The organism is Rhodoferax sp., assembly GCF_028715765.1.
Lineage (GTDB): Bacteria > Pseudomonadota > Gammaproteobacteria > Burkholderiales > Burkholderiaceae_C > Rhodoferax.
In genome coordinates this window covers 139659-155662 of the sequence record NZ_JAQURE010000002.1, presented here as the reverse complement: position 1 = coordinate 155662, position 16004 = coordinate 139659, and the positions used below count along the sequence as shown (strand labels likewise).

Below are 16004 nucleotides of genomic sequence, written 5' to 3'. Positions count from 1 at the left end.
GGTGTTGGGTGCGTGGGCGGGCAGCCACTGCACCAGGCCCGTGAGCGTGACTTGGCCACCAGCGGCGCCGCCAGCCCCATAAAGGGAGAAATCTTCCAGGTGCAACTGCTGCCCGTCGAGCCGCGCCAACAAGCTGCCTTGCTGCAAATCAATGCCGACGGCTACCGAGCGCACGGCCAGGTTTTGAGCTTGCAAAGTGCCTGCCCAGTGCGGCTGTTGGCGCGTGCCAGTGAGCGTGGCATTGGCATCGAGCGTGCCGCGCATGCGCCAGCCGGGGGGCGCCAGTGCCGTCCAGGCATCCATGGGCGGCAGTTGCAGCTGCAGGCTGCCACCCACCGGAGCGTCTTGCTGCCACTGCCAGCCCGCGTCAAGGGTTTGCAGTTGGGTGCTGAAGGCCAGCAGCGCATGACCGGCGCGCTGGCTGGTCCAGCGTAGGCTGCCTGCCAGGTCGTTGTCTGTCAGGTTGACGTTCAGGCGTGCTTCTTGGAGCTGGGCGGGTAGGGGCGCTTGGTTTTTGGCATCGGTATGCAGGCGCACATCGCCGCTGCTACGCTCTAGCATGGCGCTCACATTCAGGTTGCTGGCTTGGCGAGCCTCCCAACTGCCGGTCAACAGCAGGTCGCTAGAGAGCCCCAGCTCAGATAAAGATTTGCCGCTGAAGGCATCGAGCCAGGCCAGTGGCAGCTGGCTGATTTGCCCCTGGCTTTGCCACTGTGCAGGTGGCTGTACCGGGGGAGATGCGTGCTTGCCGGGTGCGGGCTTGCTGACAGGCTGTGACCAGTGCAGGGGTTGCCAGCTCAACTGCGCCTGGCCTGGCATGGGGCCGGTGATCTGTGCGGTGTGGTGGCTCACGCTCAGCTGTTGCAGCGTGCCCGTGTCTTGCCAGTCCAGCGCGAGCGCGGCATCGGTTGTGGCTGTGTGGTCACCCAAGGTCAACGTCCACAGGCCGGGGTGCTTCGGGTCTTGTGCTTGCAGTTGCAAGGTGGCCACGCTGGCTTGCCAGTGACCTGGCTGGCGCTGGCCGGCGCTGGCTTGGGTGTGCCAGCGCAGCTCTCGCTGATCCATGAGCAGCTGGCCTTGGCTGCTGAGCGTCAAAGCGGGCAGGGTGCCAGACACCTGCAGCTGGGCCTGACGCAATTGGCCGGTGGCCGGGGGAAGGTTGGCCGCAGTGGCTGGTGAGCGCCAGTCAAGCTGGGGAATGTGCAGCACACCTTCAATGTGAAGGGTGTGGCCAAGCTGCTGCCAGCCCCCTTGCCACTGGGCTTCTAACTGGGTTTGCCCCTCAAGTTGCAACTGGTGCAGTGGCTGGCTGGCTGTGGCGAAACGTTTGAGCCAGTCGGTGGTTTGCCGTGCCTGCAACACATTGACTGACAAGCTGCCTTGACCGCTGGTGGGGGCGATTTGCCCGTCAATGCGGCCTTGCAGGCCAGGCAAGGTGAGGTTGAGCTTGCCCTGAGCGGCTTGGGTGTGGGTGTTGTAGGCCAGTTGCCCGAGCAGCTGGGCAGCTTCAGCCTGAATGTTCAGATGGGTGAGCGAGAGCACGCCGCCCGCCCATAGCCCCTGGGTTTGCAGGCTTTGCAGTTGAATGGCTTGAATGGGTGTGGGCGTGGTTTTGCCAAGCGTTTGGGGCGCAGGGGCGGCACCCGCTTTGATGTGTGCAGAGAAACCCATGCCGTCGCCAGCGGGCTGGGCTCGCAGCGTGCCGCTGAGGCTGGCTGGTGCCAACCGGGAGTCGATGGCGGCGGGGTTGAGCCCTTTGACGCTGGCGCTTCCCTGCCACTGCGCTTGATTGAGCTGGCCAGTGCCGGTGATGTGTCCGCCCCCAGCCGCAGCGTTGAGTGCGGTGACGACCCACTGGTCTTGCGCGTGGCTGAAGGTGGCTTGCAGTGTTTGCAGTGGCAAGCGTTGCAGGTTCCAGGGGCCGGCCAGGGCATTGGTCAGCGCCACTTGACCCAGCCAGCCCGGTGCGCTGGGGCGCACCTCGGCTTGGCCACTGAGCAGGGTTTGCGGAGCTTGCGGCCACAGCGCAGCCAGGTTCAGCGCTTGCCACTGGGCGCTGGCTTGGCGCAGGGGTTGGGCTTGCCAGGGGGCTATCTGCGCTGTGACTTGGGCTTGCATGGCGCGAGCCGTGTTGACCTGTTCAGGCGTCAGGCTGGCTTGCAGCGTGAGCAATGCGTCTGTACCACTGAGGTGGCCGGTCAGGCTGGCGCTGGCAGCCACGTTGAGCGGTTTGTCAGTGCCAGGCATGGGGCTGTGCACTTGGCCTTGCAACTGCAGCGCCAGCGCCATGGGGGCGGCGGCTTCAAGGGTGCCTTCAAGTTGGTATGTTCCAGATGAAATATGCCCATAGAGCTTATGGATACTGTGCAAGGCACTATCAAAAATATATTTCCCAGAAAGTTCTGAAGCTTCAAAAGCGGTGTTGCCCTGAAGGCTGAACCGTTCGATTTGGAAGGGCAGCGTCAGGCGCAGCGGCAACCTAAGCTCGGTTGGCGCTGGTTTGGGCTCGGTGGGCGCAGGTGGGCGGTGGTCTTGTACCGTCAGGGTGGCCATGCGCAGTTGCGTCAGTCGCCATTCTTTGTCCAGCAAGGGGGGCAGCGTCCAGCTGATGACCACGTCGGTGGCCTCTACGCTCAAATCACCTTGGCTCCAGCGCAGCTGCCCAATGCGGCCGCCCTGGTGCACAGAGCCTTGCACGCCGCTGACTTGCAGGGTTTGGCCAGCAGGTAAGAAAGCATTCAACTGCGTGAGCAGGGTTGCCAGCGAGCCCGCGCTGCTGCTCCACAACCACGCGGCGGTCAGCAGTGCCAGCATGGCCAGCACCCCACTCAGGAGCAGTTTCAGAGCCAGGGCGCGCATCAGAAGGTAAAGCCCAGGTTCATGTGCAAACGAAAGCGGCGCACGTCCACGCCATAGGCCAGGTCAATTTGCAGCGGCCCCACCGGGCTTTTCCAGCGAGCGCCTGCCCCCACGCCGACCTTGGCTTTGAGCGCGGCCGGCTGGTTGGCTACCGCACCGGCATCGACAAACAGCGTGCTTTCCCAGTCGGTCAGGCGGCCATCGATGCGCACCGGGCGCTGCCATTCGGCACTGCCACTGGCCAGGTAACGGCCGGCGGTGATGCTGCCGTCGGCCAGCGTGATGCCAATGTCGTTCAAGGCGTAGCCGCGCACGCTGTTGTCGCCACCGGCCAAAAACAGCTGGGTGCTGGGCAGGTTGATGCCGTCTTGCGCCACGATGCCTGCCAGCGTGGCTCGCATGGAAAGCCGTGAGGCGCTGGCTGTGGTTTGCCCCTGCGTACCCAAGCCTAGAAAGCCCTGCCAGCGGGTCAGCCAGCGGGTGTAGGCCTGGGGCTGAGTGCCCAGTGTGGTGCCGCCGCCGAGTTCAGCACCCCAGCCCCAGCCGCTGCTGGGAAACGGTAAATCGTCGTAATACCGCACCGCAAAGGCGTAGTTGGCACTGAGCGACTGGGCAATGTCAGTTGATAGGCTGGTGGTGGCGCTGCTGGCAGACGTGGCGCGGTCGTATTGGATGTAAATGTTGCGGTCAATGCGTTCACTGCTTTGTTTGCGCCCGCCGCGCAGTTGTTGGCTGGCCACGTTCAAGCTGCCCAGCAGCTGGTTTTGCAGCAGGGCAGAGGCGACCCAGCGCCAGTTGTCGGCATTGGGTGGCGCCGTCAGCTCGGTGCCCAGCGCGCTGTTGTTGCGCTCCAGCTGGGCTTTGCTGACCGCGCGCCAGCCCAGACCGGGGACTTTGTGGTGGGTGTGCTCAAGCGACAGGCGCGGTCCGCTGTCGGTGCTGGCACCCACGCCCAACACCAGTTTTTGCAACTTGGCCTCGCGCAGCTTGACTTGCACGGTGGCGTGCTCTGGCGGGGTAGTGGTGTCGATGGTGACAAAGGCGGCGTCAAAGTAGCCGCTGTCAGACAAGCGCTGTTGGGCGGCCACCAAATCTTGTTGGCGGTAGGGTGTGCCGGGTGTGAGGCGAGCGAGTTGATGCACCAGTTCAGCATCAAAGCGCTGCAAGCCTTCAATGGCCAGGCTACCGGTGCGATACGCAGCGCCAGAATCAAGCGTGAGGTGCAGGTGAGCCAGATGGCGGTCAGGGTCGATGTCGGCCAGCGCCTCAACAATGCGGCCGTCGGGGTAGTTGTCTGCGGTGAGTTGGCGCAGCGCGAGCTGTTTGGCGCTGTCCCAGGCGGTTTGGGTGAAGGGCTGGCCTGCACGCAGCGACCAGCTGGTTTGAATTTCATCGCGCTGGCTGGCAGCGTTTGCCTGTGTGGCAATGGCACCGGTGAATGTCAGCTGCACTTGGTCTACCCGCGTGGGCGCGCCAGGGGTGACCTGGATGCGGATCACTTGGCCGGTGGCAGGCGGTGCAGCGCTTTCACGGTCTACCACCACGGTGGGTGAAAAATAGCCCAGCGTGCCCAGCAGTTGCCTGGCGTCTTGCTGGGCTTGGGTTTGCAGCCGGTCGAGCTCGCCTTCGCTCAAATCAGTCTGGTCGCGGTAGCGTTGCAGCTCCAGATGGCGGCTGAGCACTTGCTCAACGTCTTTGGGCGCCTCAATGCGAATGTCAAACCCACTTTGCGTCGCTGCTGCCATGGTGGGTGCTGTTGCAAGCTCAGACATTCGCGGGGGGGGGTCTGCCGCGCAGGTGGTTTGGCTGACTGCCAACCACAGCGCCAGCAGGCCAAGCGTCTGGGTCAGGCGGGTCATTTGCTGAGCAACCGCATGGCGTCTTCAAGCCCACGCAGCGTCATGGGGAACATGCGCTGACTCATGATCTGCTGCACGATGCTGATGCTTTGGCGGTATTGCCACACGCCTTGGGGTTCGGGGTTGATCCAGGCAAAGTGCGGGTAAGTGCTGGTGAGCCTGGCCAGCCACTGGGCACCGGCTTCTTCGTTGCTGTATTCCACGCTGCCGCCGGGTTGCAGAATTTCATAGGGGCTCATGGTGGCGTCGCCAATGAAGATCAGTTTGTAGTCTTTGTTGTACTTGCGCAAAAGATCCCAGGTGGTCAATTTCTCGGCAAAGCGGCGGCGGTTGTTCTTCCAGACAAAGTCGTACACGCAGTTGTGAAAGTAATAAAACTCCAGGTGCTTGAACTCGGCCTTGGCCGCAGAAAAAAGCTCTTCAACCCGGGCAATGTGCTCGTCCATGGTGCCGCCCACGTCCATCAGCAGCAGCACTTTGACGTTGTTGTGGCGCTCTGGCTGCATTTTGATGTCAAGGTAGCCGGCATTGGCTGCGGTGGCGCGGATGGTGCCCCCTAGATCAAGTTCTTCGATGTGGCCTTCGCGCGCAAATTTGCGCAGGCGGCGCAGCGCCACCTTGATGTTGCGCGTGCCGAGTTCTTGGGTGTCGTCATAGTCGCGGTAGGCGCGCTGCTCCCACACCTTGACGGCCGATTTGCCGCCGCCTTTGCCACCAATGCGGATGCCCTGCGGGTTGTAGCCGCTGTTGCCAAATGGGCTGGTGCCGCCGGTGCCAATCCACTTGCTGCCGCCTTCGTGGCGCTCTTTTTGCTCTTCCAGGTGTTTTTTGAGCGTGTCCATCAGCTCGTCCCAGCCCATTTTTTCGATGGCCGCCTTTTCTTCGGGGCTCAGGTTGAGTTCGATTGTTTTCTTGAGCCAGTCCAGCGGAATTTCCTTGGTGAAATCGGTCACCAGCTCAACACCTTTGAAGTAGGCGGCAAAGGCCCGGTCAAACTTGTCGTAGTGCTTTTCGTCCTTGACCAGGGTGGCGCGGCTCAGAAAGTAGAAGTCGTCGATTTTGTAGCCGCTGGGGGTGTCGTCGCTGTCATCGGCCTGCGGTGTTTTGGGGCCCACCACGCCGAGTTTCAAGGCTTCCAGCAGGGTCAGGAATTCCTTGACCGAGACGGGGAGTTTGGCGGCGCGCAGGGTGTAGAAGAAGTCGATCAGCATGGGGTGAATTCAATGGGGACTGCATTGGACTTAAAGCCAGTTTTCGACCACAAGCCCTGGTACGCGTGAGAAATCACGCACGTTGTCAGTCACCAGCACCAGCTTGTGGTGCAAGGCTTCGGCGGCAATCCAGGTGTCGTTGGAGCCGATGGGGGTGCCCGCTTGCTCAAGTTGGGCGCGCAGTTGAGCATATGCAATCGCCACTTGTCGATTGACGCTCAGCATCTGGCATGAACCAATGATCTGATCCAACGCAACCCGGCGGTAGGGTGCACGATCGCCCTTGAGATACCCGGTTTCCATCTCGCCCAAAACCACGGGAGATAGAAAAGTCTGACCAGGTTTGAGTTCGGTAAACCTGTCCAACAGTCCTTTTGTTGTTCGCCTTTGGAGATGGCTCCAGATGTTGGTGTCAATCAGGTAATGCGTCAGTCCAAACGGCATGGCGTTCACCACGCTTCTACGGGCTCGACAGAACCTTCGTCGCCAAGGTCAAAAGGCGCATCGGGAATGATGGGCAGCTTGTCCAGAAACTCTTTCATGGTTTGTGGTGCTTCGCGCAGCACAATCTCATCGCCCTGGCGCTCGATGGTGACGCGCTTGGATTTGAGCTGAAACGCCTTGGGCAGACGCACGGCCTGGCTGTTGCCAGACATGAAAACGGCGGCAGTGGCGGTGGTCATGGTGTACTCCCAAAGTTGCCATATACAAATTGTATATGGTTGTATTTAAAGGTGTTTGAGTGATCAATGGTCATGAAAAATTTATATGCCAAATTGGCTCTTAGCGCTTATAGATAAAGCATAAGCAGCTATCAAAATAATAAAAAAACTTGGCAAAACCCTCAACGCGGTTTGCTTAATAAGTAGCGCAAGTGGTTCTTCACCTCAAGCCATTCACCACACGTCAGGCTGTACATCACGGTGTCGCGGATGGTGCCGTCGCGGCGCAACGCGTGGCCGCGAATGACACCGTCTTTTTTGGCTCCCAATCGCTCAATGGCAGCTTGCGACGCAAAGTTGAAATTGTCTGTGCGCCAGCCCACGGTGTTGCACCCGAGGGTCTCGAAAGCATGGGTCAGCAGCAGCAGTTTGCAGGTGGTGTTCACAAAGCTGCGCTGCACGCTTTGGGCGTACCAAGTCCAGCCAATTTCGACTCGTTTGACGGCAGGTAGGATGTCGTGGTAGCTGGTACAACCGAGTACTTTGTCGGTGTCGGTCGCGGTGACGGCGAACGCAAACCGATTGCCAGCCTCGCGCATGGCTAGCGCGTCTTCGATGTATTGGCGGGTGTTCTCTGGCTCAGGCACGGAAGTGACTCGAATGTTCCAAAGCTCCCCGTCAGCAGCGGCTGTGCGCAGACCCGCTTCATGCGCAAGCGCCAGGGGCACCAGCGTGATGCCGCCTGCGTTGAGGGTGACAGGTTCAACAAAAGTCATCAAGTCCTCCGATAAAAAATGTCTTCAAACGCTGAGTGGCGCTTATTGCTGTTCAGCGATTGCGGCTTTGCATGAACACCAGCTTCTCAAACAGCATCACGTCCTGTTCATTTTTGAGCAGTGCACCCACCAGTGGCGGCACTGCCACCTTGTCGTCGTTGGTTTGCAACACAGAGGCGGGTATGTCTTGCGCCATCAGCAGCTTGAGCCAGTCCAGCAGTTCGCTGGTAGAGGGTTTTTTCTTCAGACCGGGCAGGTTGCGCACATCAAAAAACGTCTTCATCGCGGCGCTGAGCAGCTCGGCTTTGAGGCCGGGGAAATGCACGTCCACAATTTGCTTCATGGTCACGGCATCGGGAAACTTGATGTAGTGGAAGAAGCAGCGGCGCAAAAACGCATCAGGCAACTCTTTTTCGTTGTTGGAGGTAATGAACACCAGCGGGCGGTGTTTGGCGCGGATCAGCTCACGGGTTTCATAGCAGTAAAACTCCATGCGGTCAATTTCACGCAGCAAATCGTTAGGGAACTCAATGTCGGCTTTGTCGATTTCGTCGATCAACAGTGCTACCGGCGCATCGGCCGTGAACGCTTGCCACAGCACGCCTTTGACGATGTAGTTATGGATGTTTTTGACGCGCTCACCGCCGTCTACGTCAGACAGTTGTGAGTCGCGCAGACGGCTGACCGCGTCGTACTCATACAGGCCTTGCTGCGCTTTGGTGGTGCTTTTGATGTGCCACTGCAGCAGCGGCAGGTTCAGGGCGGTGGCCACTTCTTCGGCCAGCATGGTCTTGCCAGTGCCGGGCTCGCCCTTGACCAGCAGCGGGCGTTGCAGGGTGATGGCGGCGTTGACGGCCAGCATCAAATCAGAGGTGGCGACGTAGTTGGAGGTGCCTTGGAATTTCATAAATAGGGTTGGGTGTGCGCGCAGAAGGGGGCATGCGTGGTGAAGTGGGAGAGGTTTGTGGTAGTGATTTTGGCGCTGACCATCGGGTTTACGCCATGTTGTGCATGCCAGATGGGTTTCTATAATTATTTGACATTTATCAAATCGTGCAACATATTTTTATGGATTGTCTTAACAAAATGAACTCATTTCAGTTAGTCCTGTCTTCCTTGGTGGTTGCTTGCGCCAGTTCGTTGACGGTTCATGCTCAAGACTTGCAGGGTGATGCAGCTGCGGGTGGCAAGAAAAATGCGCTGTGTATTGGCTGCCATGGCATCAAAGGCTATCACATCGGGTTTCCTGAAGTGCACCAGGTGCCGAAAATCAATGGTCAAGGCGCTGGCTATATTCGCTCTGCTTTGCATGCCTACAAGGCGGGTGATCGCAAGCACCCCTCCATGCGCACCTTGGCTGGCAGTTTGTCTGACCAAGACATTGCCGATTTGGCGGCTTTTTATGAGTCCACAGGCACAGGTGTGACCTTGCCAGCGCAAGCTGCTGAGGGCACTGCTAAAGCAGCGGCGTTGGTCACACAGGGGGGGTGCACGTCTTGCCATGGTGCCAACCTGAGCAAACCCATTGACCCTTCTTACCCCAAAATTGCCGGTCAGCACAGTGACTATTTGTATGTGGCGTTGCGCTCATACAAAACCAACGACAAGCCTTTGATCGGCCGTGGCCATCCGATCATGGGCGGTGTGGCCAAACAGTTCTCGAATGCAGAATTGAAAGTGTTGGCGGATTACGTGGGCAGTTTGCCCGGCGAGATGCAAACCGTGCAGCGCGACCGGGTGAAATAAAACGGCTTTCAGTCCTGGGTGGCGTGGCGTTGCACGCAGGCCACGTAAGCATCGCCATCTGGTGGGCGGCCGGCGCGCTGGCTTTCCCACAGCATGCGTCCCAGGCAGTCCATGGCGGCGTGGTGTGCGTCGTGCAATGAGTCGACTCGGTGGGTGAGCAACTCCACGGCCTGCCGGATGCCACGCGGCTGGTCAATGCTGCACTGCTCGGTAATCGACAGGTGCATGGACAAATGCAAAAAAGGGTTGCTTGTACCGGCCTCGGTTTGCCCCATATTTTGCAAGGCTGCATCGACATCTGACAGCGCCAAATGGTATTCGGGGTGCTCGTCAATCCATAAGCTAGCTATGCTTTCAATAGCTTCTAGCGCTTTTCCCGCCTTGGATTTGGCATAAACAGAACAAAAAAAACGGCGAACGTCAGCTTGCGATGGGTTGAACATGGGGCGGGTGCTTTGACTTGAAGATGTGAGAGTTTTGCTTAATCCAGCTGCCAGGCGGGCAGTTGCCAGTTGCGCCAGACGGCCATGACGCGCAACCCGGCCGTGACAGCCACGCACACCACCAGTGACAGCCAGCCCGGTGTGCCCAGTTGCCACAAGCCTATGTAAACCCAGCCACCCGCAAAAGCACAAACCGCGTATGGCCGGTGGTCGCTGAAGGCGGCTGGAATCTCGTTGCACACGATGTCTCGCAATACGCCACCAAACACACCCGTGATCAAGCCCATCAGCACCGCCACCAGCGCCGGCAAGTGCCCTGTCAACGCTTGGTGCACGCCACTGGCAGTGAACAGACCCAAGCCCAGTGCGTCTGGCCATTCGATGGCTTTGCGGGTTTGGTCAAAGTGGTGGCGGCGCATGAACACCATGGCCAAGACGCACATCATCAACACCCCCCAAAGCATTTCGACGTGTTTGACCCAGAAAAATGGGCGTTCATCGAGCAGCAGGTCGCGTACCGTGCCGCCACCAAAAGCGGCCAGGAAACCGACCACGCACACGCCCACCGCGTCCAGGCGCTTTTGAGCACCTTTCAGGATGCCTGACAAGGCAAACGCTGCGGTGCCAGAGAGTTCAACCAGCAGCCGCAGCGTTTCGCCCCAAAGTTGAATGTGGTTGATGGTTGGCGTGTTCATCTTGCAAAGTTGTTCTGACGCCATGCCTCAAACACCGTCACAGCCACAGTGTTTGACAAATTCAAGCTGCGCTGGCCAGCCAGCATGGGCAGTTTGACAGCTTGCTCTGGGGCAAAGCACGCACGCACCTCATCGCTCAAGCCTTTGGTTTCAGAACCAAAAACCAGATAGTCACCGGGTTTGAACTGGGCCTCAAACAGGTTTTTGCTGGCGCGTGTGGTCATGGCAAACATGTGTGCGGGTTGGGGCTGTTGTGCGGTCATGAAAGCTTGCCAGTTGGCATGGCGGGTGACGCTGGCATATTCATGGTAGTCAAGCCCGGCACGGCGCATGTGCTTGTCTTCCATGGAGAAGCCAAGGGGTTCAATCAGGTGCAAGCTGCACCCGGTGTTGGCTGCCAGGCGGATGACGTTGCCGGTGTTGGGTGGGATTTCGGGCTGAACCAAAACAATGTGAAACATGGCACGTATTGTCGTACACGCCTTAGCAAGTGCGCGCAAAGACCATGCCCGTGATGCGTTTGACACCGCCGCTGCGCAGCACTTGAGCCGCGGCATAAAGGGATGCGCCGGTGGTCATGACATCGTCGATCAACACCACATGTGCCCCACTGAGGCCGGCCGCCAAAAACGGCTCCAGCGTAAAGGCATGGTCAAGCGCGTGCAGGCGCTCTGACCTGCCCAGCGTGTGTTGGGCGGGTGTGTGCAACAACCGCAGCAAAACTTCAGGCTGTGTTTTGGCGGGGCAGAGCGCTTTGGCCAACAAAAGTGCTTGGTTGTAGCCGCGTTCAGCCAGACGTTCTTTGGACAAGGGCATGGGGAGCAACACATCTGCTTCGTCTAAAGTGGGCTCGACCCACGGGCTGGCTTTGAGCAGCTTGGCCAAGTGATGTGCCAAACCAGTGTGGCTGCGGAATTTGAAGTCTGCAATCAAATTTGACCAAGGGTAGGCATAGTCAACCGCCGCCAGGCACTGATCCAGTGGGGGTGGCGCTTTCAAGCAGGCACCACATTGCGTCAAGCCCGCTGGCACGGGCAGTGCGCAAGTCAAGCAGCGTGGTTGGGGTTGGGCAAACTGGTTCACACAGTCTTCACAAATGGCATGAGCAGGCCATTGGCGGCAAACCTGGCATTGGCTCGCCACGGTGTCAATCAGCCCTGTGAACATCTTGGACAGCATGGCATCAATATACTCTGTGCCCTGCTGCCTATGAACTCATCCCGCCCGCCCACCATTGACCCTGTTGCCGCCCAGCGCTGGCAGCGTTTGCGTTTGCCAGCATCACCTTGGCTGCATGAAGAGGTAGCGCAGCGCATGCAGGAGCGTCTTGATTTGATCAAGCAGCAGCCGCAAAGTTGGGTGCACTGGGAGCCCCTGAAAGGTGGCGTGAAGGCGCACGACGCGCTGATGCAGCGCTATGCCAAGGCATCTTGTACGGTGCTAGAAGCGCCGTCTGCCCATCACCATGTCACCCAGCTGTTGCAATCGCCTTGGTGGACTGCGCAACGCTGGTTGCGCCCACGGGTGCAAGTGGTTGACAGCGTGGTGCAGCCCGCTCAAATGGTGTGGGCCAACATGCAGTTGCACATGGCATCTGACCCGCAGTCCGTGCTGGCCGATTGGCACCGTGCGTTGCAAGTGGATGGGTTTTTGATGTTTTCATGCCTGGGGCCTGATTCCCTGCAAGAGCTCCAGCACCTTTATCGCAGCCTGGGCTGGTTAGCGCCCTGCCATGCGTTCACTGACATGCATGATTGGGGTGACCAGCTGGTTGCGGCAGGTTTTGCCGAGCCGGTGATGGACATGGAGCGCATCACGCTCACCTTTGAAACGCCTGAGCGCTTGCTCCAAGAATTGCGGGGGCTGGGGCGCAATTTGCATGTGCAGCGCTTCACCTCACTGCGCGGGCACGCGTGGCATCAACGGCTGCTTGCTGAGCTTGCGAAAAAGCCATTGCAATTGACGTTTGAAGTGCTGTATGGCCACGCGTTCAAGCCAGCGCCAAGGTTAAAAGTCAGCGCTCAAAGTGAAATTTCTTTGAGCGAGATGCGCAGCGCTTTGAAGCGCAGTCAGTTGACAGGTGGACATCATTCAAATTGAGGAAACACATGACCGAATTGAGCTTCAGATGGGCTTTGATGATGGTGTGCCTGGTGATTTTGGGGGCATCGTTCATCGCCCTGCTGTGGGCTTCGTGGCAACATCACCGTGCCGGCTCACCCGAGCGACTCAACTTTCACAGCTCGCTGGCCGTTGAGATGGCTTGGACAGTAGCGCCGTGCGTGATTGTGCTGCTGTTGGTGTGGCCCACCGCTCGCATGTTCTGGACACCTTGACGGTCAGGGAGTCAACGCTTAAAGAATTTCAGTTATCGGGTTTTCCCCTGTAGTTTTTGTGGGTTGGCTAGACGATGATCTCCTACAATTGTTTGACAAATATCAAATTTTTGTTTGTATTGATTTAATCTTAATCAAAGGACATCGGTTTATGCGTAGCTTCTACAGGTTTGGTCTGGGTGTCATTTTGACGCTGTGTTCAGTGGCTGCCATGGCAGGGTATGCGTTCAACTTTCCTGAGCCCGTGACCCCCATTGCGCGAGAAACATTGCACATGCACAACTTGGTGATGGTGGTCATCTTGATCATGTTTTTTGTGGTGCTGGGCATGTTGATCTATTCTTTTCGCACCCACAACAAGGCTGCAGGTTACAAAGCCGCTCAGTTCTCAGGTCCCACCAACCGCAAACAATGGCTGTGGGCTTTGTCACCCTTTGCGCTGTTGTTTGTGATCGACTACGGCGTGTTTGGCATTCCGGCTTTTCATGCGGTGGTGCTGTATGAAGACACCAAAACCGATGCCGAGATGGTGGTCAAGGTCACTGGCAGCCAGTGGCTCTGGCAATATGAGTTCCCGGCAGAGGGTGTGAGCTACACCAGCCGTTTGACAACACCACGTGACCAAATCGACAGTGGCGCCGCCAAAGGCGAGAACTACTTGCTGGAGGTTGATAACCCGTTGGTGCTGCCAGTGGGTAAAAAAATTCGTTTTGTGACCACGTCAAATGATGTCATTCACAGCTGGTGGGTGCCCGCTTTTGGTGTCAAACGCGACGCTGTTCCTGGCTTTTTGCGTGAGTTTTGGGCCACTGTTGAAAAAACAGGTACCTACCGTGGGCAATGCTCTGAGCTGTGTGGCAAAGAGCACGGCTTCATGCCGGTGGTGGTCAATGTTGTGAGTCAAGAGGAATTTGCGGCGTGGCTTGCCAGCAAAAAAGCAGCTGCCGCACCTGCACCCGCTGCAGCCGCCATTGCACCACCAGTCGCACCTGCTGCACCCGTGGCAGTGATTGAGTCGCCCAAAGCTGCGGTTGTAGCCAAAGCTCAGTAAACGCGTATCCGTTTTAAAAATCAAGTAGAAGGAGTTGTCAATGGCACATGATATGACGCACGGCTTGCCGGTCAGTGATTCGCACGACGGGCATTACAAAGGTGGCTGGGTTCGCTGGTTGGAAACCACCAACCACAAAGACATCGGGATCATGTATTTGATCTTCGGTTTTGTCATGCTGTTTGTGGGTGGCGGCATGATTTTGACGGTGCGTCTCGAACTTTTTCAGCCGGGATTGCAATTTGTGCAACCTGAGTTATTCAACCAGTTGATCACCTTGCACGGCTTGGTGATGGTGTTTGGCTTTGCCATGCCCGCGGCCACAGGTCTGGCCAACTACATGTTGCCGATGATGATTGGCGCGCCTGACATGGCTTTGCCCCGGCTGAACAACTGGGGTTTCTGGATTTTGCCGCCTGCCGCCATCATGCTTACCTTGCCGTTCTTTTTGGGCTTGATGGGTGTCGGGCCTGGTGCAGTAGATACCGGCTGGACAATGTATGCACCGTTGTCCATTCAAAGCGGCTGGGGCATGGACTTTGCCATTTTTGCCATTCACATGTTGGGTGTGTCGTCCATTTTGGGCTCCATTAACGTCATTGTCACCATCCTCAACATGCGCGCGCCTGGCATGACGCTCATGAAAATGCCGCTGTTTGCCCATGGCTTCCTGATGACTGCTGTGCTGCTCATCACCATCATGCCGGTGTTTGCCGGTGGTGTGACCATGGTGCTGATGGATCGCCACTTTGACACCCACTTCTTCAATGCTGCTGGTGGTGGAGACCCGGTGCTGTGGCAACACATTTTCTGGTTCATGGGTCACCCCGAGGTGTATGTGCTGCTGTTGCCAATTGCTGGCGCATTGCCTCACGTGTTCTCGGCTTTTGCCCGCAAACCGATTTATGGCTACAAAGCCCAGGTTTATTCTTTCTGGGCCATTGCTGGCTTGGGTTTGGTGGTGTGGGCACACCACATGTTCACCAGCGGCATGTCGCTGGGTAGCCAGATTTACTTCATGTACATCACCATGGCCATTTCGTTCCCGCTGGCAGTGCTGTTCTTCTGCTGGATTGCCACCATCTGGAAGGGTTCCATGAGTTTTGAGACACCCATGCTGTTTGCCTTGGGCTCACTGGTGTTGTTTGGCTGGGGCGGTGTGACAGGCTTGGCTTTGTCGGATGCTGCGGCAGACCCGCAATACCACAACGCGTATTTCATGGTGGCGCATTTCCACTACGCGTTTTACCCCACTGCGGTGATGGGTGCCATGGCCGCCATTTACTACTGGCTGCCCAAGTGGACGGGTCACATGCTCAACGAAACCATTGGCAAGTGGCACTTCTGGGTCACGATCGTGGGCTTTAACCTGACATTCATTCCGCAGTTTTTTGTGGGTTTGGCCGGCATGCCGCGTCGTATTCCTGACTACCCAGTGATGTTTGCCGAGTGGAACATGCTCTCCAGCATGGGGGCATTTGTGTTGGGTTCTGCGCACTTGATCTTCATCTACAACGTGTACCGCACCGTCAAAGGTGGTGAAAAAGCCGCTGACAAGGCCTGGGAAGGTGCAGAGGGTCTGGAATGGACAGTGCCTTCACCAGCGCCCTACCACACCTTTGAAAAACCGCCAGTGATTGCTTAACTCGAACACGGAAACGGAATATGAAATTGTTTGAGTCCAATGTGCCTGTGATGGATGCGGCTGAATGGGAAAAACGCAAGCGCAGTAACAAACGCTTGGGTTACATCTTTGGTGCTGTTGTGCTGGCGATATTTTTAGGTTCCATATGGAAATACCGCCCGTTCTGATGGGTATGCCTGCCGCCGAGCGCCAGCGTCACAACTTGCGCTTGGGCTTCAAACTTGGCTTTGTTGCTTTGTTTTTTGTTGGGTTTGGTTTTGCCATGGTGCCGTTTTACGACTTGATTTGTCGCATTACCGGGCTCAATGGCAAAACCAACGAAGTGGCGATGGTGGCCGACAAAAACACCCAGGTCGATTTTTCACGTTCGGTCAAGGTGGAGTTTTTAAGCCACTCCATGCCAGGTGTCGGGTTGCAATTCAAGCCTGAAGGTTTTTCTATTCGGGTGCATCCGGGTGAAATTTCTCGCATGAACTACACCATCACCAACACCACAGACAAGGTTTTTGTCGGTCAGGCCATTCCCAGCATTACCCCGGCTGTGGCGGCACAATATTTTGAAAAACTGGAATGTTTTTGTTTCAGTCAACAAACCTTTGCGCCCAACGAGACCCGCACCATGCCGGTGGTGTTTGTGGTCAACCCCAAGCTTGACCCAGACTTTGGAACTGTCACGCTTTCGTACACATTTTTTGAAGCCATCAAGCCTAAAAGCTGATTT

18 protein-coding genes are annotated in these 16004 nt (G+C 57.6%); 7 read left to right on the top strand and 11 right to left on the bottom strand.

What is annotated here, in order from left to right:
• The 7 genes from PHT20_RS01575 to PHT20_RS01545 form a co-directional block, all read right to left on the bottom strand.
• The coding region (locus PHT20_RS01575; protein WP_301019130.1) for a hypothetical protein at positions 1 to 2859 on the bottom strand (2859 nt) is incomplete at its 3' end.
• Positions 2859 to 4718, bottom strand: coding sequence for a BamA/TamA family outer membrane protein (locus PHT20_RS01570; RefSeq protein WP_301019129.1), 1860 nt, complete (start codon positions 4716 to 4718; stop codon positions 2859 to 2861). The genes PHT20_RS01570 and PHT20_RS01575, both read right to left, overlap by 1 nt.
• Positions 4715 to 5929, bottom strand: coding sequence for a hypothetical protein (locus tag PHT20_RS01565; RefSeq protein ID WP_301019128.1), 1215 nt, complete (start codon positions 5927 to 5929; stop codon positions 4715 to 4717). Before PHT20_RS01565 ends, PHT20_RS01570 begins: the two co-directional genes overlap by 4 nt.
• Before the next feature lie 30 nt (positions 5930 to 5959).
• Entirely contained in the window at positions 5960 to 6373 is a 414-nt protein-coding gene (locus PHT20_RS01560; RefSeq protein WP_300084744.1) for a type II toxin-antitoxin system VapC family toxin, read from the bottom strand.
• 5 nt (positions 6374 to 6378) lie between these two features.
• Positions 6379 to 6612, bottom strand: coding sequence for an AbrB/MazE/SpoVT family DNA-binding domain-containing protein (locus tag PHT20_RS01555; RefSeq protein ID WP_300084745.1), 234 nt, complete (start codon positions 6610 to 6612; stop codon positions 6379 to 6381).
• 161 nt (positions 6613 to 6773) lie between these two features.
• On the bottom strand, positions 6774 to 7367 hold the full coding sequence (locus tag PHT20_RS01550) for a GNAT family protein (RefSeq protein WP_300084746.1): 594 nt from the start codon (positions 7365 to 7367) through the stop codon (positions 6774 to 6776).
• Positions 7368 to 7419: 52 nt separating this feature from the next.
• Positions 7420 to 8274 carry a MoxR family ATPase gene (locus PHT20_RS01545; protein WP_300084747.1) on the bottom strand — a complete coding sequence of 285 codons (855 nt, stop codon included), beginning with the start codon at positions 8272 to 8274 and terminating at the stop codon, positions 7420 to 7422.
• A gap of 179 nt (positions 8275 to 8453) precedes the next feature.
• Here PHT20_RS01545 and PHT20_RS01540 point away from each other — a divergent pair, with 179 nt between their 5' ends.
• Positions 8454 to 9113: a c-type cytochrome gene (locus tag PHT20_RS01540; protein ID WP_301019127.1), complete on the top strand. Its 660-nt coding sequence runs from the start codon at positions 8454 to 8456 to the stop codon at positions 9111 to 9113.
• A gap of 8 nt (positions 9114 to 9121) precedes the next feature.
• Here PHT20_RS01540 and PHT20_RS01535 read toward each other — a convergent pair whose 3' ends face one another.
• The 4 genes from PHT20_RS01535 to PHT20_RS01520 are packed head-to-tail and all read right to left on the bottom strand — an operon-like array spanning position 9122 to position 11430.
• The gene (locus PHT20_RS01535; RefSeq protein ID WP_301019126.1) at positions 9122 to 9556 is read right to left on the bottom strand and encodes a DUF1841 family protein; all 435 of its coding nucleotides are present in this window, start codon (positions 9554 to 9556) and stop codon (positions 9122 to 9124) included.
• 38 nt (positions 9557 to 9594) lie between these two features.
• Entirely contained in the window at positions 9595 to 10251 is a 657-nt protein-coding gene (locus tag PHT20_RS01530) for a trimeric intracellular cation channel family protein (protein WP_301019125.1), read from the bottom strand.
• Positions 10248 to 10712 (bottom strand): tRNA (cytidine(34)-2'-O)-methyltransferase, encoded by a 465-nt coding sequence (locus PHT20_RS01525; RefSeq protein WP_301019124.1) that lies wholly within the window; start codon positions 10710 to 10712, stop codon positions 10248 to 10250. Before PHT20_RS01525 ends, PHT20_RS01530 begins: the two co-directional genes overlap by 4 nt.
• Before the next feature lie 22 nt (positions 10713 to 10734).
• A complete protein-coding gene (locus PHT20_RS01520) occupies positions 10735 to 11430 on the bottom strand; it encodes a ComF family protein (protein WP_301019123.1) in 696 nt (231 codons plus the stop codon).
• Between the two features lie 30 nt (positions 11431 to 11460).
• On the opposite strand from PHT20_RS01520, the gene PHT20_RS01515 reads away from it, so the two are divergent.
• The 6 genes from PHT20_RS01515 (at position 11461) to PHT20_RS01490 (ending at position 16001) form a co-directional block, all read left to right on the top strand.
• Positions 11461 to 12351 carry a biotin synthase gene (locus tag PHT20_RS01515; RefSeq protein ID WP_301019122.1) on the top strand — a complete coding sequence of 297 codons (891 nt, stop codon included), beginning with the start codon at positions 11461 to 11463 and terminating at the stop codon, positions 12349 to 12351.
• 8 nt (positions 12352 to 12359) lie between these two features.
• Positions 12360 to 12587: a cytochrome c oxidase subunit II transmembrane domain-containing protein gene (locus tag PHT20_RS01510; RefSeq protein WP_301019121.1), complete on the top strand. Its 228-nt coding sequence runs from the start codon at positions 12360 to 12362 to the stop codon at positions 12585 to 12587.
• 151 nt (positions 12588 to 12738) lie between these two features.
• The gene (gene coxB, locus PHT20_RS01505) at positions 12739 to 13638 is read left to right on the top strand and encodes a cytochrome c oxidase subunit II (protein WP_301019120.1); all 900 of its coding nucleotides are present in this window, start codon (positions 12739 to 12741) and stop codon (positions 13636 to 13638) included.
• Between the two features lie 40 nt (positions 13639 to 13678).
• On the top strand, positions 13679 to 15283 hold the full coding sequence (locus tag PHT20_RS01500) for a cytochrome c oxidase subunit 1 (RefSeq protein WP_301019119.1): 1605 nt from the start codon (positions 13679 to 13681) through the stop codon (positions 15281 to 15283).
• Between the two features lie 20 nt (positions 15284 to 15303).
• Positions 15304 to 15450 carry a hypothetical protein gene (locus PHT20_RS01495; protein WP_301019118.1) on the top strand — a complete coding sequence of 49 codons (147 nt, stop codon included), beginning with the start codon at positions 15304 to 15306 and terminating at the stop codon, positions 15448 to 15450.
• Positions 15450 to 16001, top strand: coding sequence for a cytochrome c oxidase assembly protein (locus PHT20_RS01490; RefSeq protein ID WP_301019117.1), 552 nt, complete (start codon positions 15450 to 15452; stop codon positions 15999 to 16001). Before PHT20_RS01495 ends, PHT20_RS01490 begins: the two co-directional genes overlap by 1 nt.
• The last annotated feature ends 3 nt before the right edge of the window (positions 16002 to 16004 follow it).